This is a genomic window from Hydrogenophaga sp., assembly GCF_019264445.1.
Classification (GTDB): domain Bacteria; phylum Pseudomonadota; class Gammaproteobacteria; order Burkholderiales; family Burkholderiaceae_C; genus Hydrogenophaga.
The window spans coordinates 13,040-34,246 of record NZ_JAHVAB010000017.1 but is presented as its reverse complement, the minus strand read 5'-3'; the positions used below and the strand labels follow the sequence as shown (position 1 = coordinate 34,246).

22 protein-coding genes are annotated in these 21,207 nt (G+C 64.7%); 6 read left to right on the top strand and 16 right to left on the bottom strand.

The window, feature by feature from the left end:
* The first annotated feature begins 12 nt into the window (after positions 1–12).
* Entirely contained in the window at positions 13–399 is a 387-nt protein-coding gene (hpxZ, locus tag KXJ60_RS02075) for an oxalurate catabolism protein HpxZ (protein ID WP_291123748.1), read from the top strand.
* Positions 400–451: 52 nt separating this feature from the next.
* Here hpxZ and guaB read toward each other — a convergent pair whose 3' ends face one another.
* Positions 452–1,921 carry an IMP dehydrogenase gene (guaB, locus tag KXJ60_RS02070; protein ID WP_291123747.1) on the bottom strand — a complete coding sequence of 490 codons (1,470 nt, stop codon included), beginning with the start codon at positions 1,919–1,921 and terminating at the stop codon, positions 452–454.
* A 172-nt stretch (positions 1,922–2,093) separates the two neighbouring features.
* Here guaB and KXJ60_RS02065 point away from each other — a divergent pair, with 172 nt between their 5' ends.
* Positions 2,094–2,675 (top strand): DUF4124 domain-containing protein, encoded by a 582-nt coding sequence (locus KXJ60_RS02065; protein ID WP_291123746.1) that lies wholly within the window; start codon positions 2,094–2,096, stop codon positions 2,673–2,675.
* Here KXJ60_RS02065 and KXJ60_RS02060 read toward each other — a convergent pair.
* Entirely contained in the window at positions 2,669–2,998 is a 330-nt protein-coding gene (locus KXJ60_RS02060; RefSeq protein WP_291123745.1) for an RnfH family protein, read from the bottom strand. The two genes, KXJ60_RS02065 and KXJ60_RS02060, sit on opposite strands and share 7 nt — an antisense overlap.
* Before the next feature lie 8 nt (positions 2,999–3,006).
* Complete coding sequence (locus KXJ60_RS02055; RefSeq protein ID WP_291123744.1) at positions 3,007–3,453, bottom strand: type II toxin-antitoxin system RatA family toxin; 447 nt, start codon at positions 3,451–3,453, stop codon at positions 3,007–3,009.
* Between the two features lie 49 nt (positions 3,454–3,502).
* On the opposite strand from KXJ60_RS02055, the gene smpB reads away from it, so the two are divergent.
* The 4 genes from smpB (at position 3,503) to KXJ60_RS02035 (ending at position 5,872) form a co-directional block, all read left to right on the top strand.
* Entirely contained in the window at positions 3,503–3,997 is a 495-nt protein-coding gene (smpB, locus tag KXJ60_RS02050) for an SsrA-binding protein SmpB (protein ID WP_291123743.1), read from the top strand.
* Between the two features lie 91 nt (positions 3,998–4,088).
* The gene (locus KXJ60_RS02045; RefSeq protein WP_291123742.1) at positions 4,089–4,463 is read left to right on the top strand and encodes a hypothetical protein; all 375 of its coding nucleotides are present in this window, start codon (positions 4,089–4,091) and stop codon (positions 4,461–4,463) included.
* A 30-nt stretch (positions 4,464–4,493) separates the two neighbouring features.
* The gene (locus tag KXJ60_RS02040; protein WP_291123741.1) at positions 4,494–5,036 is read left to right on the top strand and encodes an RNA polymerase sigma factor; all 543 of its coding nucleotides are present in this window, start codon (positions 4,494–4,496) and stop codon (positions 5,034–5,036) included.
* Between the two features lie 14 nt (positions 5,037–5,050).
* Positions 5,051–5,872: an anti-sigma factor gene (locus KXJ60_RS02035; protein WP_291123740.1), complete on the top strand. Its 822-nt coding sequence runs from the start codon at positions 5,051–5,053 to the stop codon at positions 5,870–5,872.
* An 11-nt stretch (positions 5,873–5,883) separates the two neighbouring features.
* On the opposite strand, the gene KXJ60_RS02030 is transcribed toward KXJ60_RS02035, so the two are convergent.
* From KXJ60_RS02030 to KXJ60_RS01970, 13 genes are all read right to left on the bottom strand, one after another.
* Positions 5,884–6,984 (bottom strand): enoyl-CoA hydratase/isomerase family protein, encoded by a 1,101-nt coding sequence (locus KXJ60_RS02030; protein ID WP_291123739.1) that lies wholly within the window; start codon positions 6,982–6,984, stop codon positions 5,884–5,886.
* 23 nt (positions 6,985–7,007) lie between these two features.
* Complete coding sequence (locus KXJ60_RS02025; protein ID WP_291123738.1) at positions 7,008–8,015, bottom strand: DMT family transporter; 1,008 nt, start codon at positions 8,013–8,015, stop codon at positions 7,008–7,010.
* Between the two features lie 56 nt (positions 8,016–8,071).
* Positions 8,072–9,898 (bottom strand): translational GTPase TypA, encoded by a 1,827-nt coding sequence (gene typA, locus KXJ60_RS02020; protein ID WP_291123737.1) that lies wholly within the window; start codon positions 9,896–9,898, stop codon positions 8,072–8,074.
* Entirely contained in the window at positions 9,895–10,890 is a 996-nt protein-coding gene (gene truB / locus KXJ60_RS02015; protein WP_291123736.1) for a tRNA pseudouridine(55) synthase TruB, read from the bottom strand. The genes typA and truB overlap by 4 nt, the downstream gene beginning before the upstream one ends.
* A gap of 2 nt (positions 10,891–10,892) precedes the next feature.
* Positions 10,893–11,264 carry a 30S ribosome-binding factor RbfA gene (gene rbfA / locus KXJ60_RS02010; RefSeq protein ID WP_291123735.1) on the bottom strand — a complete coding sequence of 124 codons (372 nt, stop codon included), beginning with the start codon at positions 11,262–11,264 and terminating at the stop codon, positions 10,893–10,895.
* Between the two features lie 3 nt (positions 11,265–11,267).
* The gene (gene infB / locus KXJ60_RS02005) at positions 11,268–14,132 is read right to left on the bottom strand and encodes a translation initiation factor IF-2 (protein WP_291123734.1); all 2,865 of its coding nucleotides are present in this window, start codon (positions 14,130–14,132) and stop codon (positions 11,268–11,270) included.
* 31 nt (positions 14,133–14,163) lie between these two features.
* Complete coding sequence (nusA, locus tag KXJ60_RS02000; RefSeq protein ID WP_291123733.1) at positions 14,164–15,663, bottom strand: transcription termination factor NusA; 1,500 nt, start codon at positions 15,661–15,663, stop codon at positions 14,164–14,166.
* A 51-nt stretch (positions 15,664–15,714) separates the two neighbouring features.
* Positions 15,715–16,314 (bottom strand): ribosome maturation factor RimP, encoded by a 600-nt coding sequence (rimP, locus tag KXJ60_RS01995; RefSeq protein WP_291123732.1) that lies wholly within the window; start codon positions 16,312–16,314, stop codon positions 15,715–15,717.
* Positions 16,315–16,464: 150 nt separating this feature from the next.
* Positions 16,465–16,686, bottom strand: a complete 222-nt coding sequence (locus KXJ60_RS01990; RefSeq protein WP_291123731.1) for a DUF2788 domain-containing protein — start codon at positions 16,684–16,686, stop codon at positions 16,465–16,467.
* 3 nt (positions 16,687–16,689) lie between these two features.
* A complete protein-coding gene (locus tag KXJ60_RS01985) occupies positions 16,690–17,454 on the bottom strand; it encodes a DUF2189 domain-containing protein (RefSeq protein ID WP_291123730.1) in 765 nt (254 codons plus the stop codon).
* An 87-nt stretch (positions 17,455–17,541) separates the two neighbouring features.
* Complete coding sequence (locus KXJ60_RS01980; RefSeq protein WP_291123729.1) at positions 17,542–19,149, bottom strand: dipeptide ABC transporter ATP-binding protein; 1,608 nt, start codon at positions 19,147–19,149, stop codon at positions 17,542–17,544.
* A complete protein-coding gene (locus KXJ60_RS01975; RefSeq protein WP_291123728.1) occupies positions 19,146–20,198 on the bottom strand; it encodes an ABC transporter permease in 1,053 nt (350 codons plus the stop codon). Before KXJ60_RS01975 ends, KXJ60_RS01980 begins: the two co-directional genes overlap by 4 nt.
* On the bottom strand, positions 20,182–21,207 hold the full coding sequence (locus KXJ60_RS01970) for an ABC transporter permease subunit (RefSeq protein WP_291123727.1): 1,026 nt from the start codon (positions 21,205–21,207) through the stop codon (positions 20,182–20,184). Before KXJ60_RS01970 ends, KXJ60_RS01975 begins: the two co-directional genes overlap by 17 nt.

The window sequence follows — 21,207 nt, the reverse complement described above, 5'->3', positions numbered from 1 at the left end:
TTCAAAACCGCCATGTCTTCTCCCACCGATATCAACCTCCCCGACGTGCTCGCCGAAGTCAACGCCGTGTTTGACGCCTACGAACAGGCACTGGTCACCAACGACGTGGCCGTGCTCGACGAACTGTTCTGGCGGTCACCGTTGACGCTGCGCTACGGCGCTGGCGAAAACCTCTACGGCTTTGACGCCATCCAGGCCTTCCGCCAGGGCCGCCCGGCCGCGAACCTCATGCGCACCGTCACGGCGCGGCAGGTCACCACCTTCGGCCGCGACATGGCGGTGGCCAACATCGAGTTCCGCCGCGAAGGCAGCGAACGCATTGGCCGCCAGAGCCAGACCTGGATGCGCATGCCCGAGGGCTGGCGCGTGGTGTCGGCCCATGTGAGCCTGATGCTCTGACCATGAAAAACGCCCCTCGGGAGGGGCGTTTTTTTCGGGGCGTGAGCGGCGATCAGTCGGCGCGGTAGTTCGGCGCTTCCTTGGTGATCTGCACGTCGTGCACATGGCTCTCGCGAATGCCGGCGGCCGTGATCTCCACGAACTCGGCGTTTTCGCGCATGTGCTCGATGCCGGGGCAGCCGCAGTAGCCCATGGCCGCACGCAGGCCGCCGGCCATCTGGAAGATGATCGACACCACCGAACCCTTGTAGGGCACACGGCCTTCAATGCCTTCGGGCACGAGCTTGTCGGCGTTCGGATTGCCGGTGCTGCTTTCCTGGAAGTAACGGTCGGCGCTGCCTTGCTGCATGGCGCCAATCGAGCCCATGCCGCGGTAGCTCTTGTAGCTGCGGCCCTGGTACAGCACGATCTCGCCCGGCGCTTCTTCGGTGCCGGCGAACATGCCACCCATCATCACCGTGTTGGCTCCCGCCGCAATCGCCTTGGCAATGTCGCCGCTGTAGCGGATGCCGCCGTCGGCAATCATGGGCACGCCCGTGCCCTTCAAGGCCGTGGCCACGCTGTCGATCGCCATGATCTGCGGCACGCCCACACCGGCCACGATGCGCGTGGTGCAGATGGAGCCCGGGCCGATGCCGACCTTGACCGCGTCCGCACCGGCGTCCACCAGCGCCAGCGCGGCGCTGCCGGTGGCGATGTTGCCGCCGATCACGTCGATCTGCGGGTAGTTCTGCTTGACCCAGCGCACGCGGTCGAGCACGCCCTTGCTGTGGCCGTGCGCCGTGTCCACCACGATGGCATCGACGCCCGCCTTGACCAGCGCTTCCACGCGCTCTTCAGTGCCTTCGCCCACACCCACCGCCGCACCCACGCGCAGGCGGCCAGCGGCGTCGCGCGCGGCGTTCGGAAAGTTGAGCTGCTTGGTGATGTCCTTGACGGTGATCAGGCCCTTGAGCTCGAAGGCGTCGTTGACCAGCAGCAGGCGCTCCAGCTTGTGCTTGTTGAGCAGCGTCTTGGCCTCGGCGGGCGTGGTGCCGTCGGGCACCGTGACCAGGCGCTCGCGCGGCGTCATGATCTCGCTTACGGGAAGTTCGTAACGGGTCTCAAAGCGCAGGTCGCGCCCGGTGACGATGCCCACCACCTTGCCGCCGTCCACCACCGGGAAACCCGAGACGCCCAGCTCGTCAGAGAGCTTCATGACCTGGCGAATGGTGGTCTGCGGAGAAATCACCACCGGGTCGCGCAGCACGCCCGACTCGTAGCGCTTGACCTTGGCCACATGCGCGGCCTGCTCTTGCGCGGTGAGGTTCTTGTGGATGATGCCTATGCCGCCTTCCTGGGCGATGGCAATCGCCAGACGGGCCTCGGTCACGGTGTCCATGGCGGCCGAAACCAGGGGCAGGTTCAGCTGGATGTTGCGGGAGAACTGGGTGGCAAGCGAGGTGTCCTTGGGGAGGACCTGGGAGTACGCTGGCACCAGCAACACGTCGTCGAAGGTGAGCGCTTTGCCGAGGAGGCGCATGGGTAAAGCTCCAAAAGCGTCGATTGTAGCCGGCCGACCTTGGGGCAAACCCGCACACACCGGCCCATGCCGCCTACCGCTCAGGCGCAAAAAACGACCACTGCGACGGCTTGTGGCGGTTGTACCTGCAGATGCCCCCGTGCGCCCGCAGACCCGCCGCTACACTCGCCAAATGCTTCAAAACCGACCGCTTCTACCGTTCTGGCGCACCGCATTGGCCACCGGATTTCTGCTCGTTGCCTGCACCGCAGCGTCGGCGCAATGGGCCTGGAAAGAAGGCAAGCAGACGGTGTTCAGCGACACGGCACCGCCCGCGGGGGTGGCTGAAAAGGACATCGTGAAGCGCCCTGGCGGCAGCCGCCCCCAGCCAGCGCCTGCCGCAGCCGCAGCACCTGCGGCAGCCACGGCCGAGCCGGCCGCGCCTGGCGCCGCTGCAGCACCAGCCCCTGCTGCGCCCGCACCGTCGCTGCCCACCGCCGACAAAGAGCTCGAAGCCAAAAAGAAGCAGGCCGAACAGGCTGAAGAGGCGCGCAAGAAGGCCGAGGAACAACGCGTTGCCAAGGCCCGCACCGACAGCTGTGCCCGCGCCAAACAGGCCAAGGCCACCATGGATTCGGGCGTGCGGCTGGCCACCACCAACGCCAAGGGCGAGCGCGAGATCATGGACGACAAGATGCGCGCCACCGAAGCCCGGCGCATGGACGACATCATCCGCAGCGATTGCGGACCGATGCCCAAGTCGGCAGCTCAGTAACCCGCCTTCGACCCCGGGCGCCGCCGCGCAAACAGCCCGGTGGAGCGAGCGCCCTGCCCCACAAAGCGCTCACGGCGGGCCACCTTGGGGTCAACCCGCAACGCGCGCAGCACCTCGACCCGGTCACCCTCGCGAAGCACGCGGCTCCTCTCGGCCTTGTGACCCCAGACACCCAGCGCAAGCGCTGCGCTGTCAATCTCGGGGAAACGCTGCAACCAGCCAGCGCGGTCCAGTGCCTGGCCCAGCGTGGCGCCCTCGGGAAGCTCAACCACCGCTTCTTCCACCGTGCGAGGCGCCACGGCATACATCAAGGTGATGTGCATCGTTGCCGTCAGTCGGTGCCGTAGACCTGATCGGCCCGCTTCACAAAAGCGTCCACCAGGCTGCCCGCGATCTTGTCAAACACCGGACCCACCAGTGCCGCGAGCGCCGAGCTGGAGAAGCCATAGCTCAGCTCGAACTCCACCTTGCAGGCACGCTGGCTGCCATCGCCGAGCGGCGTGAAAGCCCAGACGCCGTCGAGTTTTGAGAACGGCCCATCCACCAGTTCCATCTGCACCTTGCGATCGATCTCGTGGGTATTGCGGGTGGTGAAGCTCTGGCGCAAACCGCTGATGGCCATGCCCACGCGCGCGACCATGCCATCGTCGGTCTTCTCCAGCACCTCGCCCTGTTCGCACCAGGGCAGAAACTGTGGGTAGTGCTCGATGTCGGTGACCAGCGCAAACATTTCCTGCGCGCTGTGCCAGAGCAGAACGGACTTGTGAATCGTTTTCATACAATCGGGCTCATTGTATTGGCCTGAAACGGCCACAACTTCCCCCTTCATGTCCACCAAAAACAGCAAAGACGCTCCCACCAAAGGCGTAGACAGTCGCATCGCCGAGAACCGCAAGGCACTCTTCAACTACGCCATCGAGGAACGCTTCGAGGCCGGTCTGGTGCTCGAGGGCTGGGAGGTCAAGGCACTGCGGGAAGGCAAAGTGCAGCTCACCGACGGCTACGTGGTGATCCGCGAAGGCGAGATGTTCCTGATCGGTTGCCAGATCAACCCGCTGCACACGGCCTCATCGCATGTCAGCCCGGACGCCGTGCGCACCAAGAAGCTGCTGCTGCACAAGGAGCAGATCCGCCGCCTCGTCGGCAAGGTCGAGCAAAAAGGCTACGCGTTGATTCCGCTGAACCTGCACTGGAAAACCGGCAAGGTGAAGTGCGAGATTGCGTTGGGTAAGGGCAAGGCCGAGCACGACAAGCGCGACACCATCAAGGACCGCGAAGGCAAGCGCGAGGTCGAGCGGGCGATGAAATCGCGCAGCCGCTGATTTTTTTCAACACGCCGGAATAAAACCCACCCGGCTGGCGTTCGTTCCCATGCAGAGACCTTCTTCTGCTCAACCCAACGGAGAACGCGCCATGAAATCCCTGATGTCCCTCACGCTGGTCGCCGCGCTGCTCGGCGGCTGCGCCTCGATGCACGCACCTGCACCGGCCCGCACGGCCGATGGGGTGCTGGTCGGCCCCGCGCAGATGACGCTGTACACCTTTGACCGCGACGTCGCGGGCAGCGGCAAGTCCATGTGCAACGGCCCATGCGCCACCAATTGGCCACCCCTCATGGCCAGCGCCAGCGACGCCACGATGGGCGAATACACCGTCATTACCCGCGACGATGGCCAGAAACAATGGGCCTTCAAGGGCAAGCCGCTGTACCACTGGGCGAAAGACGCCAAGCCCGGAGACAAAACCGGCGACGGCTTCAACAACGTCTGGCACGTTGCCAAACCCTGACGCCTCTCGAACGGCCGCACGCGCCATGCCATGAGCCCGCCCGATCTCATCGCCCACATCCCCGGTTTGCGCCGCTACGCACGTGCACTCACGGGTGACGGATGGGCGGCAGATGACCTGGTGCAAGACACGCTGGAGCGCGCCTGCAGCAAATGGCGGCTCTGGGCCGTGGGTTCAGACTTGAGGGCATGGCTGTTCACACTGATGCACAACCTGCACACCAGCGGTGTGCGGCAAAGCTTGCGGCGCTCGGCCACACTGACGCGGGTGGACCTGGACGACGCACAAGCCGAACTGGTCGCGCCCGGCACTGCGCAAGACCTCGCGCTGGATCTGCAGCGGTGCCTGCTGCAACTGCCCGACGAGCAGCGCGCCGTACTGCTCCTCGTGAGCCTGGAAGACATGAGCTACGAGCAGGTCGCGCGCATCACCAGCACACCCATTGGCACCGTGATGTCGCGCCTGTCTCGCGCCCGCACCCGCCTGCAGGCGCTGATGAATGCCCCCGCCGTCGACCAGAAGGAGCAGCGCCCTGGCTCGCCGATTGCCCCGCACCTGAAGCGGCTGAAATAGCGCCACCCCACGCCATGGACAAGTTTTCCTCTCACCCACCTTTGACCGACGCTGAGATCAACGCCCTGATCGATGGCCAGGTGCACGGTGCCGAGCGCGCCGCACTGCAAGAACGGCTGCAGCACGACGAAGCTGCACGCGAGCGGCTCGCCAACTGGCAAACCCAACGCGGTGCCCTGCAAGGCCTGCACCGGGAACTGCTCGATGCACCTTTGCCGGCCGCCTTGCACGAGGCCGCACATCGCATGAACGGCTCACACCAGCGCATCGTAGGCTGGCAGCGCTGGGGGGGCCTCGCGGCGAGCGTGGTGCTGGCTTTCAGCGCGGGCTGGCTCGGACGGGGTCACTGGCCTCCTGCCTCTGGCCTGCACAGCAACACCCTGGCCGCACTGCCCACGTTCGCGCGCGATGCCGCGGTGGCCCATGCGGTCTACTCGCCGGAGACTCGGCACCCGGTCGAGGTGAGCGCCGCCGAGCAGGCGCACCTGGTTCAATGGCTTTCGCGCCGCATCGGCAAGACCTTGAAGGTGCCTGAACTGCAGGCCCAGGGGTACTCGCTGGTGGGGGGGCGCCTGCTGCCCGGGGATGCCGGTGCACGTGCGCAATTCATGTTCCAGAACACCCAGGGCGTGCGCGTGACGCTCTACCTGGGGGCACTTGATCCGGCTTTGCCCGACCTCAAGAACGCCACGCGTGAAACGGCATTTCGGTTCACCCAGGACGGACCGGTACCTGGGTTCTATTGGGTTGCCGATGGCTTCGGCTATGCGTTGAGCGGTCCGCTGACACGTGAGGCACTGATGGCACTGGCAGACGCGGTGTACCACCAACTCTGACGGAGGCCGACTCAGCCCAGCTCGCGCAGCGGATGTGCGTCAGAACCCCACGGGCTTTCAAAAAAGGCCGCAACCTGCGCAGGCGAGACCTCTTCGATCAGAGCGGGATGCCACTTCGGTGCATGGTCCTTGTCAATCGCGAGTGCACGTATGCCTTCCACCGTTTCGCTGGCCGCTGCCGGGCGCAGATGGAAGCAACGGTGCACCATGTCGCGCTCCATGCGCAGATCGTCGGCCAGGCCCATGCCGCGCGCACGGCGAATCTGTTCAAGCACCACATGGAGCATGAGCGGTGAGCGTTGGCGCAGCGCGGCCGCGGTGTGGCGCGCCCAGTCGCTGTCGGTCGCGTCAAGCGCCGCCATGATCTGCTGCATGTCGGGCAACCCGAACACGCGATCGACTTCCTTGACCGGCCATGGCGCGGGCGCGGGCGTCTTGTTGAGGTGGCTGGCGCACCAGCGCTCCACCGAGTCACCGTTCTCGAACGGTGTCTTCTCCAGCGAAGCCCAGAGTCCGGGCAGGCGCCCCGAGTCGATGAAGCCATCCGCAAGGCCTGCCGTGATGGCCTCTCGACCCGTGAGCACATGCCCGGTCAGGGCAAGGAACTCCCCAAGGCGCCCTGCACAGCGGCTCAGGAAATAGCCGCCACCCACGTCCGGAAAGAGGCCGATGTTGGTCTCCGGCATGGCGAGCTTGCTGCGCTCGGTCACGATGCGCAGGCTGGCCCCCTGGCTGATGCCCATGCCTCCGCCCATGACGATGCCATCCATGAGGGCGATGTAGGGCTTGGGGTAGGTGTGGACGAGGTGGTTGAGCGCGTACTCTTCTGTAAAAAACGCCTCGAGCGCGTCGTCACCCGCGAGGGCCGCTTGATGAAAAAAGCGAATGTCTCCGCCGGCGCAAAACGCACCGAAAGGACCGTCCTTGCTGACGCCGCGCACCACGACCGCCAGCACGGCAGCGTCATCCTTCCACTCCTTCAGCGCCTGAGTGATCACGCGGACCATGTCCAGCGACAGCGCGTTGAGCGCCCTGGGCCGGTTCAACGTGAGGCAGCCCACGCGCCCTCGGACTTCAACAACTACATGGCTTTCGAGTGCGGTGGTGGTCATCTTCGATCTTCCGTTTCAGTGGGTCATTGTGGCTGTTTGTCCACGGTCTGGATACGCGGTGTGCCTGCTCGCGAACGCCAGCCCAGCAATTCATTCAGCACGAGGGCGCCGATGACCAGCGTGCCCCCCGTCAGTACCTCGGTGCCTGGCGCTTCACCTGCGCCGAGCCAGGCCAGCAGGATGCCGAAGATCACCTCAAGCAAGGCCAGCAACGACACCTCGGGCGCTTTGAGCGATCGCGCGCACACCACGGCCAACGCACAGGGAATGGCCAGCTGCACTAGACCCAGCATGGCCAGCCAGGCCACGTCGGTGCCCGTGGCCAGGAACGGCAGCGCAAGAGGCAAGGTCGCCAGCGACGACAAGACACCGCCCAACAGCACCGATGGCACGAGATCGATCTTCTCGCCATGGGTCTGGCTGCGTTGCACCACGGTCCAGTTGATGGCGCCCGCGACCGGCACGCACAGCGCGGCCAGCGAGCCCACCACGAGCCCGCTGGCCTGCGTGGCCGGATCGCTGAAGGCCTGGAGGAACTGGCTGCCGTACATGTAGACGATGCCCACACCGGCCGCCACGATCGCAGCCCAGGTGCGCAAGGCCAGCCGCTGGCCGATGGCCACACGCGCCACCAGCGCCGTGAACAGCGGGCCGACCGACATGATCACCAGCACGTTGGCCACCGTGGTGAACGTGAGCGCCAGCATGAAGGCGGTGAACATCACGCTCCAGCACACGCCGGAAACCCAAAACGCCTTGGAGCGCACCAGCACACCCCAGTGGCGCTCGACAAAGCTCTGCGCAGGATCGTCAGCGATCTGCCCCGCCGCCCGGTCGGCCGCACGCCACCAGGGAAGGATGACCAGCAGCGAAAGCGCGGTGAATGCGCTGCGCCAGAAGGTGACCTCGAACCGCGCTGCCGACTCGAGCTGGCGAGACACCACGCCGGCGATCGACCACATGAGGGTCACCGCGATCATGACGAGGACCGCCTGCGTGTGCGTCAGTCGGCTGAGGGCGCGAAAGGGCATGAATAGGGCAGAAAAAAGGCCGCGTCCCGGAAGACGGCGGCCTGCAAGGCGACGGGTCAGCCTTCGCGGCTGGCGCGCTTGCGGTCGTGTTCCTTGAGGTGGCGCTTGCGCAGGCGGATGCTCTTGGGCGTGATTTCCACCAGCTCGTCGTCTTCGATGAACTCCACGCCGTATTCCAGCGTGCACTCGATCGGTGGCGTGATCTTGATGGCGTCTTCCTTGCCGCTCACGCGGAAGTTCGTCAGCTGCTTGGTGCGCGTGGCGTTCACCACCAGGTCGTTGTCGCGGTTGTGGATGCCCACGATCATGCCTTCGTACACGGGGTCGCCCGCCTTCACGAACATGCGGCCGCGGTCGTCGAGCTTGCCCAGGGCGTAGGTGAAAATTTCACCGTCGTCCATGGAGATCAGCACGCCGTTCTTGCGGCTGGCGATGTCGCCCTTGTGCGGCTCGTAGCCGTCAAAAATGTTGGCGATCAGGCCCGAGCCACGCGTCAGGTTCAGGAATTCGTTGGTGAAGCCGATCAGGCCGCGCGCGGGAATGCGGTACTCCAGACGGACACGGCCACGGCCATCGGGTTCCATGTTGACCAGTTCGCCCTTGCGCTCACCCAGCGCCTGCATCACGCCGCCCTGGTGCTGTTCTTCGATGTCCGCGGTCACCATTTCGATAGGCTCGTGGCGCACGCCGTCGATGTCGCGGAACACCACGCGGGGCTTGGACACGGCCAGCTCGTAGCCCTCGCGGCGCATGTTTTCCAGCAGGATGGTCAGGTGCAGTTCACCACGGCCCATCACTTCGAAAATGCCGTCTTCAGAGGTTTCCTTGACGCGCAGCGCCACGTTGCTCTGCAGCTCCTTCTGCAGACGGTCCCAGACCTGGCGGCTGGTCACGTACTTGCCTTCGCGTCCGGCCAGCGGGCTGGTGTTGACGCAGAAGTTCATGGTCAGCGTCGGCTCGTCGATCTTGAGCATCGGCAAAGGCGCCGGGTTCAAGGGGTCGGTGATCGTCACGCCAATGCCGATGTCGGCAATGCCGTTGATCAGCACGATGTCGCCCGGGCCGGCTTCGGTCACCTGCACGCGGTCCAGGCCCTGGAAGGTCAGCACCTGGTTGACACGGCCCTTGATGGTCTTGCCATCAGGCCCTTCCATCACGGCCACGTCCATGCCGGGCTTCACCACACCGGCGCTGATACGACCGACACCAATGCGGCCCACGAAGGTGGAGAAGTCCAGCGCGGAGATCTGCAGCTGCAGCGGTGCGGTGGCGTCGCCGGTTTGGGCGGGCACGTGCTTGAGCACGGTGTTGAACAGGGCCGACATGTCGGGGCCCCACTGCTCGCCAGGTGCACCTTCCACCAACGAGGTCCAGCCGTTGATGCCGGAGGCATACACCACGGGGAAGTCCAGCTGTTCGTCGTTCGCGCCCAGCTTGTCGAAGAGGTCAAAGGCAGCGTTGATGACCTTGTCGGGGTTGGCACCCGGCTTGTCCACCTTGTTGACCACGACGATGGGCTTCAGGCCCAGGGCCAGCGCCTTCTTGGTCACGAAGCGCGTCTGCGGCATCGGGCCTTCCTGGGCATCGATCAGCAGCACCACGCCGTCCACCATCGACAACGCACGCTCGACCTCTCCGCCGAAGTCCGCGTGGCCGGGGGTGTCGACGATGTTGATGTGCGTGCCTTCCCAGCTCACCGCGCAGTTTTTCGCCAGGATGGTGATACCGCGCTCGCGCTCGATCGCGTTGTTGTCCATCACGGTGTCGACCACTTTTTCGTGTTCGGCAAAGGTGCCCGACTGGCGCAGCAGCTGGTCCACCATGGTGGTTTTGCCATGGTCAACGTGGGCGATGATGGCGATGTTGCGGATTTGTTTGCTCATGATGAGAGTTCCGGTGAGGTTTCCAGGATTTGCTGTATTTCGGAGGGGCTCAGCAGTCGCCCCGGGATCAGTTCACCGGCCGTGGTGTGGGCACTGCCCAGCAAGACCGGTGAAGGTAAGGATGTGGCCGGTGGATGTCCGCCCGGCGCCGGGCCGAACACGGCCACACGCGCGCTGTCGGCCCATTCGCCCCGGCGGCGCAAGCCACTGAGAAACCGCCCCGCATGCTCGGCGTCGAGCATGACCGGGTCGTGACCTTGCAAAAGCGTTTCCACAGGCAAGAGGCGCGCCAGGCGCTCTTCTTCGCTCATGGCTTCAAGTGCATCCAGGGCCAGGCACTGCGACACATCAAAAGGCCCCGTGGCCACACGCCGCAGCATGGTGAGGTGGCCGCCGCAGCCCAGGGCCTCGCCGATGTCTTCGCCCAGCGTGCGGATGTAGGTGCCTTTGCTGCAGCGCACGAGCAGGCTCAAATGGGGCGCATCGCCCTGCAACTGCATGTCCAGCAGTTCGAGGTCGTGAATGACGACGTGGCGGGCCTCGCGCTCGACCGTCTCGCCTTCGCGGGCGTATTCGTAGAGCGCCTTGCCGTCCTTCTTGAGCGCGCTGTGCATCGGCGGCACCTGCTGGATCGGCCCCATGAAACGGTCCAGCACCTCGACCACCTGACCCACGGTGCAGGTCACCGGGCGGGTCTCGATGACATCGCCTTCGGCATCCGCCGTGCGGGTCTTGACGCCCAGGCGCACCGTGGTCTCGTAGGTCTTGTCGGCATCCAGGTGGATCTGGCTGAACTTGGTGGCGGCGCCAAAGCACAGTGGCAGCACGCCGCTGGCCAGCGGATCGAGCGTGCCTGTATGGCCCGCTTTTTCCGCGCGCAGCAACCACTTGGCCTTCTGCAAAGCCTGATTGCTGGAGAGGCCCAGCGGTTTGTCCAGCAACAACACCCCATGCACGGGGCGCCGCTGCACCCTCGTGCGTGGCGCGTGCATGCTCATTCTTCCTTTGAACGAGACGAGACTGCCTTGGAAATCAAGGCGTTCATGTCGGCGGCGCGCTCGGTGGTGCGGTCGAACACGAAATGCAGCGTGGGCACGGTGTGAATGTGCAGCCGCTTGAACAGGCCATTGCGCAGGAAGCCCGCAGCCGCGTTGAGCCCTTGCAGGGTTTCGTCCGCATTGCCCGTGAGCAGGCTGAAGAACACCTTGGCGTGGGCGTAGTCGGGCGTGACTTCCACGGCGTTGATGGTCACCATGCCCACCCGCGGATCCTTGAGCTCGCGCGCAATGAGCTCGGCCAGATCGCGCTGGATCTGGTCGGCCACACGGAAACCGCGGTTGGGGGTGGATGACGCTTTGCGAGGCATGGTTTACAGCGTACGAGCCACTTCCTTGACTTCGAAGAATTCGAGCTGGTCGCCTTCTTTGATGTCGTTGTAGTTCTTCAGCTTGATACCGCACTCGAAGCCTTCCTTGACTTCGCGCACGTCGTCCTTGAGGCGCTTGAGCGTGTCGATCTCGCCGGTATAGACCACCACGTTGTCGCGCAACAGGCGGAAGTGCGCGTTGCGCGTGACCATGCCGGAGGTGACCATACAGCCGGCGATGGTGCCGATCTTGGTCGCCACGAACACTGTGCGGATCTCGGCCGAGCCAATGACCTCTTCGCGCTTCTCGGGCGCCAGCATGCCCGACATGGCTGCCTTCAACTCATCCACGGCGTCGTAGATGATGTTGTAGTAGCGCAGGTCGACGTCGTTGCCTTCGGCCAGCTTGCGCGCGCCCACATCGGCCCGCACGTTGAAACCGATGACCACGGCCTTGGAGGCAATGGCCAGGTTGACGTCCGACTCGCTGATGCCGCCCACGCCGGCAAACACCAGCTGCACCTTGACCTCTTCGGTCGAGAGCTTGAGCAGCGACGCCGCCAGCGCTTCCTGGGAGCCCTGCACATCGGCCTTGACGATGATCGGCAGCAGCTTGACCTCACCCGCCGTCATGTCGGAGAACATGTTCTCCAGCTTGGCGGCCTGCTGCTTGGCCAGCTTGGTGTTGCGGAACTTGCCTGCACGGTAGGTGGCGATTTCGCGCGCACGGCGCTCATCGGTCATGACCATGAAGTCGTCGCCGGCCTGAGGCACTTCGGCCAGACCCTGGATTTCCACCGGGATCGAAGGGCCGGCCGCCTTGATCGGCTTGCCGTTCTCATCGAGCATGGCGCGCACGCGACCCGAGGTTTGACCCACCAGAATCACGTCGCCGGTCTTGAGCGTGCCGCTCTGAACCAGCACCGTGGCCACGGCACCGCGGCCCTTGTCCAGGCGCGCCTCGATCACCAGGCCCTTGGCCATCGCATCCACAGGCGCCTTGAGCTCCAGCACTTCGGCCTGCAGCAGCACCTGCTCAAGCAGCGCGTCCACGCCCTGCCCCGTCTTGGCCGACACACCCACAAACGGGGTGTCGCCACCGAACTCTTCAGGCACGACCTCTTCGGCCACCAGCTCCGAGCGCACGCGCTCCAGATTGATGCCGGGCTTGTCGACCTTGGTGAGGGCCACCACGATGGGAACGCCCGCCGCTTTCGCGTGCTTGATGGCTTCCTTGGTCTGGGGCATCACGCCGTCGTCCGCGGCGCACACCAGGATCACGATGTCGGTGGCCTGGGCACCACGCGCACGCATGGCGGTGAACGCCTCGTGACCAGGGGTGTCGAGGAAGGAGATCATCCCGCGCTCGGTCTCGACGTGGTAAGCGCCGATGTGCTGCGTGATGCCGCCCGCCTCGCCTGCGGCCACCTTGGCGCGGCGGATGTAGTCCAGCAGCGAGGTCTTGCCGTGGTCCACGTGGCCCATGACGGTGACGACCGGCGCACGCGGCAACGATTCGACCTCGTGCTGCGCCGCTTCCTCGTCGGTGAAGGCTTCCGGATCGTCCAGCGCGGCCACCACCGCCTTGTGGCCCAGCTCCTCCACCACGATCATGGCGGTGTCCTGGTCCAGAGGCTGGTTGATGGTGACCATCTGGCCCAGCTTCATCAACTGCTTGATGACCTCCGAGGACTTCAGGCTCATCTTGTGCGCCAGCTCGGCCACCGTGATGGTTTCCGGCACATGCACTTCAATCGCCTTGAACTCGGTCGGCGCCACGAAACTGCTCTGGCCGCCATCGCGCGAATCGCGGTCGTTGCGACGCCCACGCGGGCCACCGCGCCAGTTGGATCGCCCGGCGCTCGTATCGCCGCGCGTCTTGATTTCTTTCTTCTTTGCCGCATCGTCCTTCCAGGTGGACGACAGGTTTTCGGATTTGACTTCCTTCTTGCCCGCGGCACCGCCAGCAGGCGTGGCCGCACCCGGCGCGCCTGGCGCCTTGGCGGGCGTGCCGGCAGGCTTGTGCAGGGTGCCTTTGATGCCGGCCTTCGGGTCGGCCGCGGGCGCTGGCTCGGGCTTCTTGGCCACCAGGGTCTTGGCCGGCGCCGACATCATCGCGCGGATGTTCGCGGCTTCGGCTTCCGCCTTGCGGCGACGCTCCAGAAGATCCTGTGCACGCAGTTCTTCGGCTTTTTTCGCTTCGGCGTTCTTGTCCGCGATCACGCGGGCCGCCGACTCACGCTCCAGCGAAGCGGTTTTGGCCTCTGCGTCCTTGGCCGCCCTGGCTGCAGCAGCGTCTTCGACCGACACGGGGGCTGCCGCTTCCGCTGCAGCACGCGCCGCGTTTTCAGCCGCCTCGGCGGCGGCAGCGCGCTCTTGTTCGGCCTTTGCCAGACGTGCCTCTTCGGCCTCGCGGGCCAGGCGCTTCTGGGTCAGCTCTTCTTCCTGGCGGCGCAGCAACTCGGCCTGGCGGCGCGCGTCCTCTTCACGGCGGGCCAGCTCTTCGGTGTCGATCACGGGCGCCGCAGGCGGCGCTTCTGCCGCCGCTTCCGGCACCGCGACCTCATCGTCGCGCTTGATGAAGGTGCGCTTCTTGCGCACTTCCACCTGAATCGTGCGAGCACGACCGGTGGCATCGGCCTGCTTGATCTCTGAGGTCGATTTCTTGACGAGGGTGATCTTCTTGCGCTCGCCACCGGCCGTGCCGTGGCTGGCCTTGAGGTGGCCCAACAGGGACTGCTTGTCGGACTCCGTGAGCGCATCGGTCCCGGTGGTTTTGGGCACGCCCGCCGCAGCGAGTTGCTCCAGCAGGACGGAAGTGGGCTTGTTCAGCTCGGCCGCGAATTCGGCGACGGTGGTACTGGTCATGGGTTCTTTTCTCCGCTGGGGCCTCCGCTGGTCAGGTCGTGGATTGCGCTTCGTCACCGGTGAACCAGTGAGCGCGTGCCAGCATGATCAGCGCCGTGGCCTCTTCAGGCGTCTGTGCGGTGATGTCGGTGAGCTCGTCGGTGGCCAGATCGGCCAGCTCGTCGCGGGTGTGGACGCCGGCATCTGCCAGCTTGGCGATCAGCTCGGGCGTCACGCCTTCGAGGTCGCGCAGGTCTTGCGACACTTCTTCAACGCTCTCTTCCCGCGCGATCTCCATCGTGAGCAGAGCGTCCTTGGCGCGGGTGCGCAGTTCGTTGACGGTGTCTTCGTCAAACGATTCGATCTCCAGCATTTCCTGGATCGGCACATAGGCCACTTCTTCAAGGCTGGTGAAGCCTTCCTCGATGAGGATGTCGGCGATTTCCTGGTCCACGTCCAGCTTGGCCATGAACACCTTGCGAATGCCGTCGGCTTCTTCAGCCTGCTTCTGGGCCGACTCATCGGCCGTCATGATGTTGATGCGCCAGCCGGTCAGCTCGGAAGCCAGGCGCACGTTCTGGCCGCCACGGCCAATGGCAATCGCCAGGTTTTCCTCGTCCACCACCACGTCCATGGCGTGGCGCTCTTCGTCCACCACGATCGACACGACGTTGGCCGGGGCCAGCGCACCAATCACGAACTGGGCCGGGTCTTCCGACCAGAGCACGATGTCCACGCGCTCGCCCGCCAGCTCGTTGGTCACGCCATTGACGCGCGAACCACGCACGCCCACACAGGTACCGATGGGATCGATGCGCTTGTCAAAGCTGTGCACGGCGATCTTGGCGCGTGAGCCCGGGTCGCGGGCGCAGGTCTTGATCTCCAGCAGACCCTGCTCGATTTCGGGCACTTCCTGGCGGAACAGCTCGATCATGAAAGACGGGGCCGAGCGCGACAACAGGATGGGTGCGCCGCGCAGCGTCAGATCCACTTCCATGATCATGGCGCGCACGCGGTCGCCGGTGCGGAAGTTTTCCTTCGGGATCATCTCGCCACGCTTGAGACGGCCTTCCACCCGGCCGCTCTCCACGATCAGGTCGCCCTTGTCCATGCGCTTGACCGTGCCGACGAAGATCTTGTCGCCACGCGACATGAAGTCGTTCAGCAGCATTTCGCGCTCGGCATCACGGATCTTCTGGAGGATCACCTGCTTGGCGGCCATGGCGCCAATGCGACCGATGGGCACGCTTTCCACCGGCTTCTCGATGTAGTCGCCTTCTTCGATGTCGGCGAGTTCGTCGCGCGCATCGCTGAGCAGCTCTTCAGCGTCGGGGTTCTGCAGGCCGGCTTCATCGGGCACCACCAGCCAGCGGCGGAAGGTCTCGTAGGCGCCCGTGTCCGGGTCCATCGCAACGCGGATGTCCACATCGCCCTTGTAGAGCTTCTTGGTGGCCGAGGCCAGCGCGAGTTCCACGGCGCCAAGCACCACGTCACGTTCGACGTTCTTCTCGCGTGAGATCGCATCGATCAGCATCAACATTTCGCGGTTCATTTCACTCGCCCACCTTTCCGAATAGCTTGTCCGTAATCACAACGTTTTTTCTCATTCATCGCCCGGCACAGCGGCCGCGCCAGGGGCCTGACGGCCCTTGAAATTCACGATCGGCGCAAGCCGCGCCTGCTGGATGTCTTCCAGCGAAAAAGCCAGGGCCTGCAGAGGCACCGGCGCGCGCTTCTTGCTCACGCGCTGACCCGGCTTGGGTTCGGGCGCATCGCTCCAGACCACTTGCCACTGCACACCGTCTGCGGCGCGCTCGAGCGTGCCGCGAAATTTCTTGCGATTGGCCGCCACGTCGGTCCCCGTGGCACCAATGGGCGCCTTGAGCGTCAGGTCCACCACATGACCTTCAAACCGCACGTAATCCACCTCGCGCTTGAGCGGGCGGTCGATACCGGGCGAGCCGACCTCCAGGCGCCGGTACTCCAGCCCCTCCACCTCCAGCAGGTACTGCAGCTGGCGCGTGACCTTTTCGCAATCTTCGACCGTGACGAACCGCTCCGCAGGCACCGGCTCACCGGCTTGCGGGATCTGCCAGGGCCAATCGATCGTGACACGCAGCAAACCACCCGCGGAGCGTTCGAGCTCCACCAATTCAAATCCGAAACCGGTGACGGTCTGTTCTACGGTGTCTTGCCAAGCCATTGGTTGTGTGATCTGCCCAGGGTTCCCGCCCCGGGGCACTGCCCGCAGGGTCAAAAGCGTTCGGCCAAAAAAAATGGGCCGGTAGTTACCCGCCCATTTGGTCGTGAAGCAAGCATTGTAACGCTTGCGTTCACCTTCTGGCAACCGGCCTCACATGCCAAGCACCCATTGGATGAGGTTCTTCGCCAGGAAACCCAGCATGCCAAAGGACAGCACGAGAAATAAAACGAACGTACCAAATTTCCCGGCTTTGGATTCGCGCGCCAGGTTGAACACGATGAAGAGCATGTAGAGGATGAATGCCCCCACCCCGAAAGTCAGGCCGAATTGCGCAATCTGGCCTTCGGTAAAGCCCAGAACGGTGGGTTCCATGGCTCAGTCCTGCCCTTCGTCGGCACACAGGTCCCGGTAGGCATGCCAGCTCGCGTGGCCCAACAGCGGAATCAGCACCAGCAGGCCCAGCAGCGCGGTGGCCATGCCCACTGCGACCGCCACCGCAATCAACGCGGCCCACACCGTGGCGGGCCCAGGGTGGCTGGCCACAGCGCGCCAGCTTCGCAGCACCGCCACGCCCACAGGCACAGGACGGTCCACCAGCAACGGCAGCGCCACCACGGTAGAGGCATAAACGGGGGCCGCCAGCAACGCGCCCAGCAGCAGCCAGACCTCAAAGAGGCCCAGTTCGCGCACCAGGACCACGTAGCGAAGGAAATCCAGCGGCTTTTGGATGGGGACGGGCGACCCCCAGGTGATCAACGCAGCCGAGTTCAGGACCCAGCCGGTTCCGGCCAACGCCAGCAGCAGGCCAAAGCGCACCAGCCGACCATCTCCTGTGCGCCAGAGCTGCCACACGGCACCCATTCCGATCCGCTGCCCCTGGGCGAGCGCGCGGCTCACCTCATACAAACCCGTGGCCAGAACGGGCGCAACAATGAGAAATCCCGAGAAAGCCCCGGCCAGCAGCCAGAAGCGATCGCGCGCCAGCCACAGGAGCAGCGCACCAAACAGGGTGATCAACAGCCCATGCAGCAGGCTTGGCACCGGATTGCGCCGCAGATCCGCCCAGCCCAGCGCGAACCAGCGAAAAGGCGAAGTCAGCGTGACGGGATTCGTTCGGGATGAGGCGATGGGCGGTGGCATGGCTGGACGGGACTGATGTCCCCAATGCTCGGGTTATAGGCCGGGGAACCCGGCCCACCCGTGATCCAGATCAAACGCGGCGCAGAATCAGGCGGCCGCCCGCACCAGGGTGCGTGTGTAGGGATGCCCGGGGTTTTGCAGCACGCGTTGCACCGGGCCGCTTTCCACCACAGCCCCGTCTTTCATCACGATCACGTCGTGTGCCATGGCGTGGATGACATCGACATCGTGTGTGATCAACAGGTAGCTCAGGCCACGCTCGCGCTGCAAACGCTGCAACAGGCCCAGCACCTGCTTTTGCACAGTGACGTCCAGCGCGCTGGTGGGTTCGTCCAGCACCAGCAACTGCGGCTCGACGATGAGCGCGCGGGCGATGGCCAGGCGCTGGCGCTGGCCGCCTGAGAATTCATGCGGGTAGCGCTGCAACCAGTCGCTGCCGCGAGCGGGATCGTCCACCAGGCCCACATCGGCCAGGGCGGTCACCACCCGTTCTCGCCGCTGCACGGCAGAGAGCTCCGGGCGGTGCACCAGCAGCCCTTCGCCCACGATCTGCTCGATGGTGAGGCGCGGCGACAACGATGAAAACGGGTCCTGAAAAACGACCTGGATGCGCTGGCGCAACGCACGGTCGGCCCCCGTCTTTTGGGCTTGCACCCAATCGGTGTCGCTCACCTGCAGACGTCCCTGGTAGGGCAACAGCCCCAGCGCCGCAAGGGCGAGCGTGGACTTTCCCGAACCCGACTCTCCAATCACACCCAGCGTCTGCCCCGGCGCAATCGTCATGTCTGCGCCATGCACGGCCACAAATTCGCCCTTCTTGAACCAACCCTTGAACCCGGGCAATCCCACCGGATACGACACACGCACGCCCTGCGCCAACAGAATCGGCTGTGCATCGGGTCGACTCACCGGCTCGGCCAGGTCGCGCTCGGGCTTGCTGTCCAGCAGCATGCGGGTGTAGCGGTGGGCGGGCGATGCAAACACGTCGCTCACGGCGCCCTGCTCCACCAGATGGCCCCGCTCCATCACCGCCACGCGATCGGCAAAGCGGCGCACCAGATTGAGGTCGTGCGTGATGAGCAAGACCGCCATGCCGTGCTGGCGCTGCAAATCGGCCAGCAGGTCCAGGATCTGGGCGCGAAGGCTGACATCCAGCGCGGTGGTGGGCTCGTCGGCCAGCAGCAGCTTGGGCGCACTGGCCAGCGCCATGGCGATCATGGCGCGCTGGCGCTGCCCGCCGCTCAACTGGTGCGGGAATGCGTTGGCGCGGCGCGCGGGCTCGGCGATACCGGTGGAGGCCAGCAGCTCGTGCGATGCAGACACCGCCTGCTTTGCCGTCAGTCCCTTCTTGAGCTGCAGCACCTCGCGAATCTGGTCGCCAATGGTGTAGAGGGGATTGAGGGCGCTCATGGGCTCCTGAAACACCACCGCCACATCGTCGCCCCGCACGCCGCGCAGCTGTTGTTCGGTCAGGGTCAGCAGGTCGCGCCCCTGCAGCATGGCGGTGCCCGTCACCTCGGCGTTGTGCACCAGGCGCAGGAGCGACAGCGCCGACACCGTTTTGCCGGAACCGGACTCGCCCACCAGCGCGAGCTTTTCGCCCGCCTTGAGCGAGAAGTCGATGCCATGCACCACCTCTTGCCCACCAAAGGCCACGCGCAACCCCTTGACATCCAGCAACGCAGCGGCCGTCATGTGTCGATCTTTCGAGGGTCCAGCGCGTCGCGCAGCGCGTCACCCATGAACGTGAGCAGCAGCAGCGTGGTGACCAGCACGGCGAAGGTGGAGAGGGATATCCACCAGGCGTCGATGCTGTTTTTGCCCTGGCTGAGCAACTCGCCCAGCGAGGGCGTGCCGGGCGGCACGCCCAGGCCGAGGAAGTCGAGCGAGGTCAGCGCCAGGATGGCCGCACTCATGCGAAACGGCAGGAACGTGACCACCGGCGTCAAGCTGTTGGGCAGCACGTGGCGCCAGATGATCTGCCAGTTGGACAGCCCCAACGCCCGCGCCGCTCGCACGTAGTCCAGCTGCCGGTTGCGCAGGAACTCGGCGCGCACGTAGTCGGACAGCCCCATCCAGCCGAACAGGCTCAGCAGGATCAGCAGCAGGCTGATGCTCGGCGAGAACACGGCAGAGAAGATGATGAGCAGGTAGAGCTCGGGCATCGAGCTCCAGATTTCAATGAAGCGCTGAAAAGCCAGGTCGGTCTTGCCACCGAAGAATCCCTGAATGGCGCCGGTGATGACACCCAGCACCACGCCGATCAATGTGAGGGCGAGCGCGAACAGCACGCTGACGCGAAAACCATAGATCAACTGGGCCAGCAGATCGCGCCCGCGGTCGTCGGTGCCCAGCCAGTTGTCGCGGGTGGGTGCAGAGGGGTTGGGGTACTTGGCGAAGTAGTTGATGGTCTTCGAACCGTACGGGTTGGGCGCATACAGCGCCCAGTTGCCACCTCGCGTGATCTGGTCGCGGATGAAGGGGTCCAGGTAATCGGTGGGCGTTTCGAAGTCGCCACCAAACACCGTCTCCGGGTAATCCTTGACCAACGGAAAGTACGTTTGGCCCTCAAAGCGCACGATCAGAGGCCGGTCGTTCGACAGCACTTCTGCCAGCAGGCTGCCCACGACCAACACGCAAAAGACGACCAGGCTCCAGTAACCCAGCCGATTGCGCTTGAAGCGCCGCCACGCGCGCGCACCAGGCGAGAGGGAAGGCTGGGCCGCTTCAGTCGAACTTGACACGGGGATCCACCCATACGTAGCACAGGTCAGAGATCAGCTTGGTCACCAGGCCGATCAGCGTGAAGAGAAACAGCGTGCCCATCACCACCGGATAGTCGCGGCGAATCACGCTCTCGTAGCTCAACAGGCCAAGGCCATCCAGCGAGAACAGGGTTTCGATCAGCAGCGCCCCCGTGAAAAACGCGCCGATGAAAGCGGAAGGGAAGCCCGTGATGATCGGAATGAGGGCGTTGCGAAACACGTGCTTCCACAGCACCTGCCGCTCGTCCAGGCCCTTGGCCCGCGCTGTCATCACGTACTGCTTTCGGATTTCCTCCAGAAACGCATTCTTCGTGAGCATGGCGGTGACCGCAAAACTGCCCAGCACCATGGCGGTCACGGGCAGCGTGATGTGCCAGAGGTAGTCCACGATGCGCGCGCCCCAGCTGAGCTCTTCCCAGTTGGAGGACGTCAGTCCGCGCAGCGGAAACCACTGCAACTGCCCACCAAAGATCACCAGCAAAGCCACGCCGAGCACGAAGCCCGGAATGGCGTACCCGATGAGCACAAGCAAAGTGGTCACGAAATCAAACCGGGACCCCGCGCGCACCGCCTTCGCCACACCCAAGGGCACAGCCACGCCATAGCTGATGAGGAAAGTCCATAGGCCCAATGTGATGGACACCGGGAGCTTCTCCATGATGAGCTCGCTCACAGGCTTGTTCTGAAAAAAGCTGTTGCCCAGATCGAAGCGCGCGAACTGGCCGAGCATTTGAAAGAAGCGCTCATGCGCGGGCTTGTCAAAGCCGTACAACGCCTTGATCTGCTCAATGCGCTTGGGGTCCACACCCTGCCCGCCCCGGTACACCGAACCGCCTTCAGCGCCGGCACCTGCACCTGTGCGCGCCTCGGCCAGGTACTGATCGACAGGGCCGCCAGGCACGAACTGCACCACCACAAACGTGAGCAGCAGCACGCCCAGCAGGGTGGGCACCATGAGCAACAGGCGTTTGAGGATATAGACCCACAT

What these genes read in the sequence shown, in the direction of transcription:
- KXJ60_RS02060 (WP_291123745.1), bottom strand. Translation starts at nt 2,998, where the DNA reads ATGCACATCACCTTGATGTATGCCGTGGCGCCTCGCACGGTGGAAGAA.
- KXJ60_RS01985 (WP_291123730.1), bottom strand. Translation starts at nt 17,454, where the DNA reads ATGCCACCGCCCATCGCCTCATCCCGAACGAATCCCGTCACGCTGACT.
- hpxZ (WP_291123748.1), top strand. Translation starts at nt 13, where the DNA reads ATGTCTTCTCCCACCGATATCAACCTCCCCGACGTGCTCGCCGAAGTC.
- truB (WP_291123736.1), bottom strand. Translation starts at nt 10,890, where the DNA reads ATGCACGCGCCACGCACGAGGGTGCAGCGGCGCCCCGTGCATGGGGTG.
- guaB (WP_291123747.1), bottom strand. Translation starts at nt 1,921, where the DNA reads ATGCGCCTCCTCGGCAAAGCGCTCACCTTCGACGACGTGTTGCTGGTG.
- nusA (WP_291123733.1), bottom strand. Translation starts at nt 15,663, where the DNA reads ATGAACCGCGAAATGTTGATGCTGATCGATGCGATCTCACGCGAGAAG.
- KXJ60_RS01990 (WP_291123731.1), bottom strand. Translation starts at nt 16,686, where the DNA reads ATGGAACCCACCGTTCTGGGCTTTACCGAAGGCCAGATTGCGCAATTC.
- KXJ60_RS02025 (WP_291123738.1), bottom strand. Translation starts at nt 8,015, where the DNA reads ATGCCCTTTCGCGCCCTCAGCCGACTGACGCACACGCAGGCGGTCCTC.
- KXJ60_RS02065 (WP_291123746.1), top strand. Translation starts at nt 2,094, where the DNA reads ATGCTTCAAAACCGACCGCTTCTACCGTTCTGGCGCACCGCATTGGCC.
- infB (WP_291123734.1), bottom strand. Translation starts at nt 14,132, where the DNA reads ATGACCAGTACCACCGTCGCCGAATTCGCGGCCGAGCTGAACAAGCCC.
- KXJ60_RS02030 (WP_291123739.1), bottom strand. Translation starts at nt 6,984, where the DNA reads ATGACCACCACCGCACTCGAAAGCCATGTAGTTGTTGAAGTCCGAGGG.
- KXJ60_RS02055 (WP_291123744.1), bottom strand. Translation starts at nt 3,453, where the DNA reads ATGAAAACGATTCACAAGTCCGTTCTGCTCTGGCACAGCGCGCAGGAA.
- KXJ60_RS01970 (WP_291123727.1), bottom strand. Translation starts at nt 21,207, where the DNA reads ATGTGGGTCTATATCCTCAAACGCCTGTTGCTCATGGTGCCCACCCTG.
- rimP (WP_291123732.1), bottom strand. Translation starts at nt 16,314, where the DNA reads ATGGCTTGGCAAGACACCGTAGAACAGACCGTCACCGGTTTCGGATTT.
- KXJ60_RS02045 (WP_291123742.1), top strand. Translation starts at nt 4,089, where the DNA reads ATGAAATCCCTGATGTCCCTCACGCTGGTCGCCGCGCTGCTCGGCGGC.
- KXJ60_RS02040 (WP_291123741.1), top strand. Translation starts at nt 4,494, where the DNA reads ATGAGCCCGCCCGATCTCATCGCCCACATCCCCGGTTTGCGCCGCTAC.
- KXJ60_RS01980 (WP_291123729.1), bottom strand. Translation starts at nt 19,149, where the DNA reads ATGACGGCCGCTGCGTTGCTGGATGTCAAGGGGTTGCGCGTGGCCTTT.
- smpB (WP_291123743.1), top strand. Translation starts at nt 3,503, where the DNA reads ATGTCCACCAAAAACAGCAAAGACGCTCCCACCAAAGGCGTAGACAGT.
- typA (WP_291123737.1), bottom strand. Translation starts at nt 9,898, where the DNA reads ATGAGCAAACAAATCCGCAACATCGCCATCATCGCCCACGTTGACCAT.
- KXJ60_RS02035 (WP_291123740.1), top strand. Translation starts at nt 5,051, where the DNA reads ATGGACAAGTTTTCCTCTCACCCACCTTTGACCGACGCTGAGATCAAC.
- rbfA (WP_291123735.1), bottom strand. Translation starts at nt 11,264, where the DNA reads ATGCCTCGCAAAGCGTCATCCACCCCCAACCGCGGTTTCCGTGTGGCC.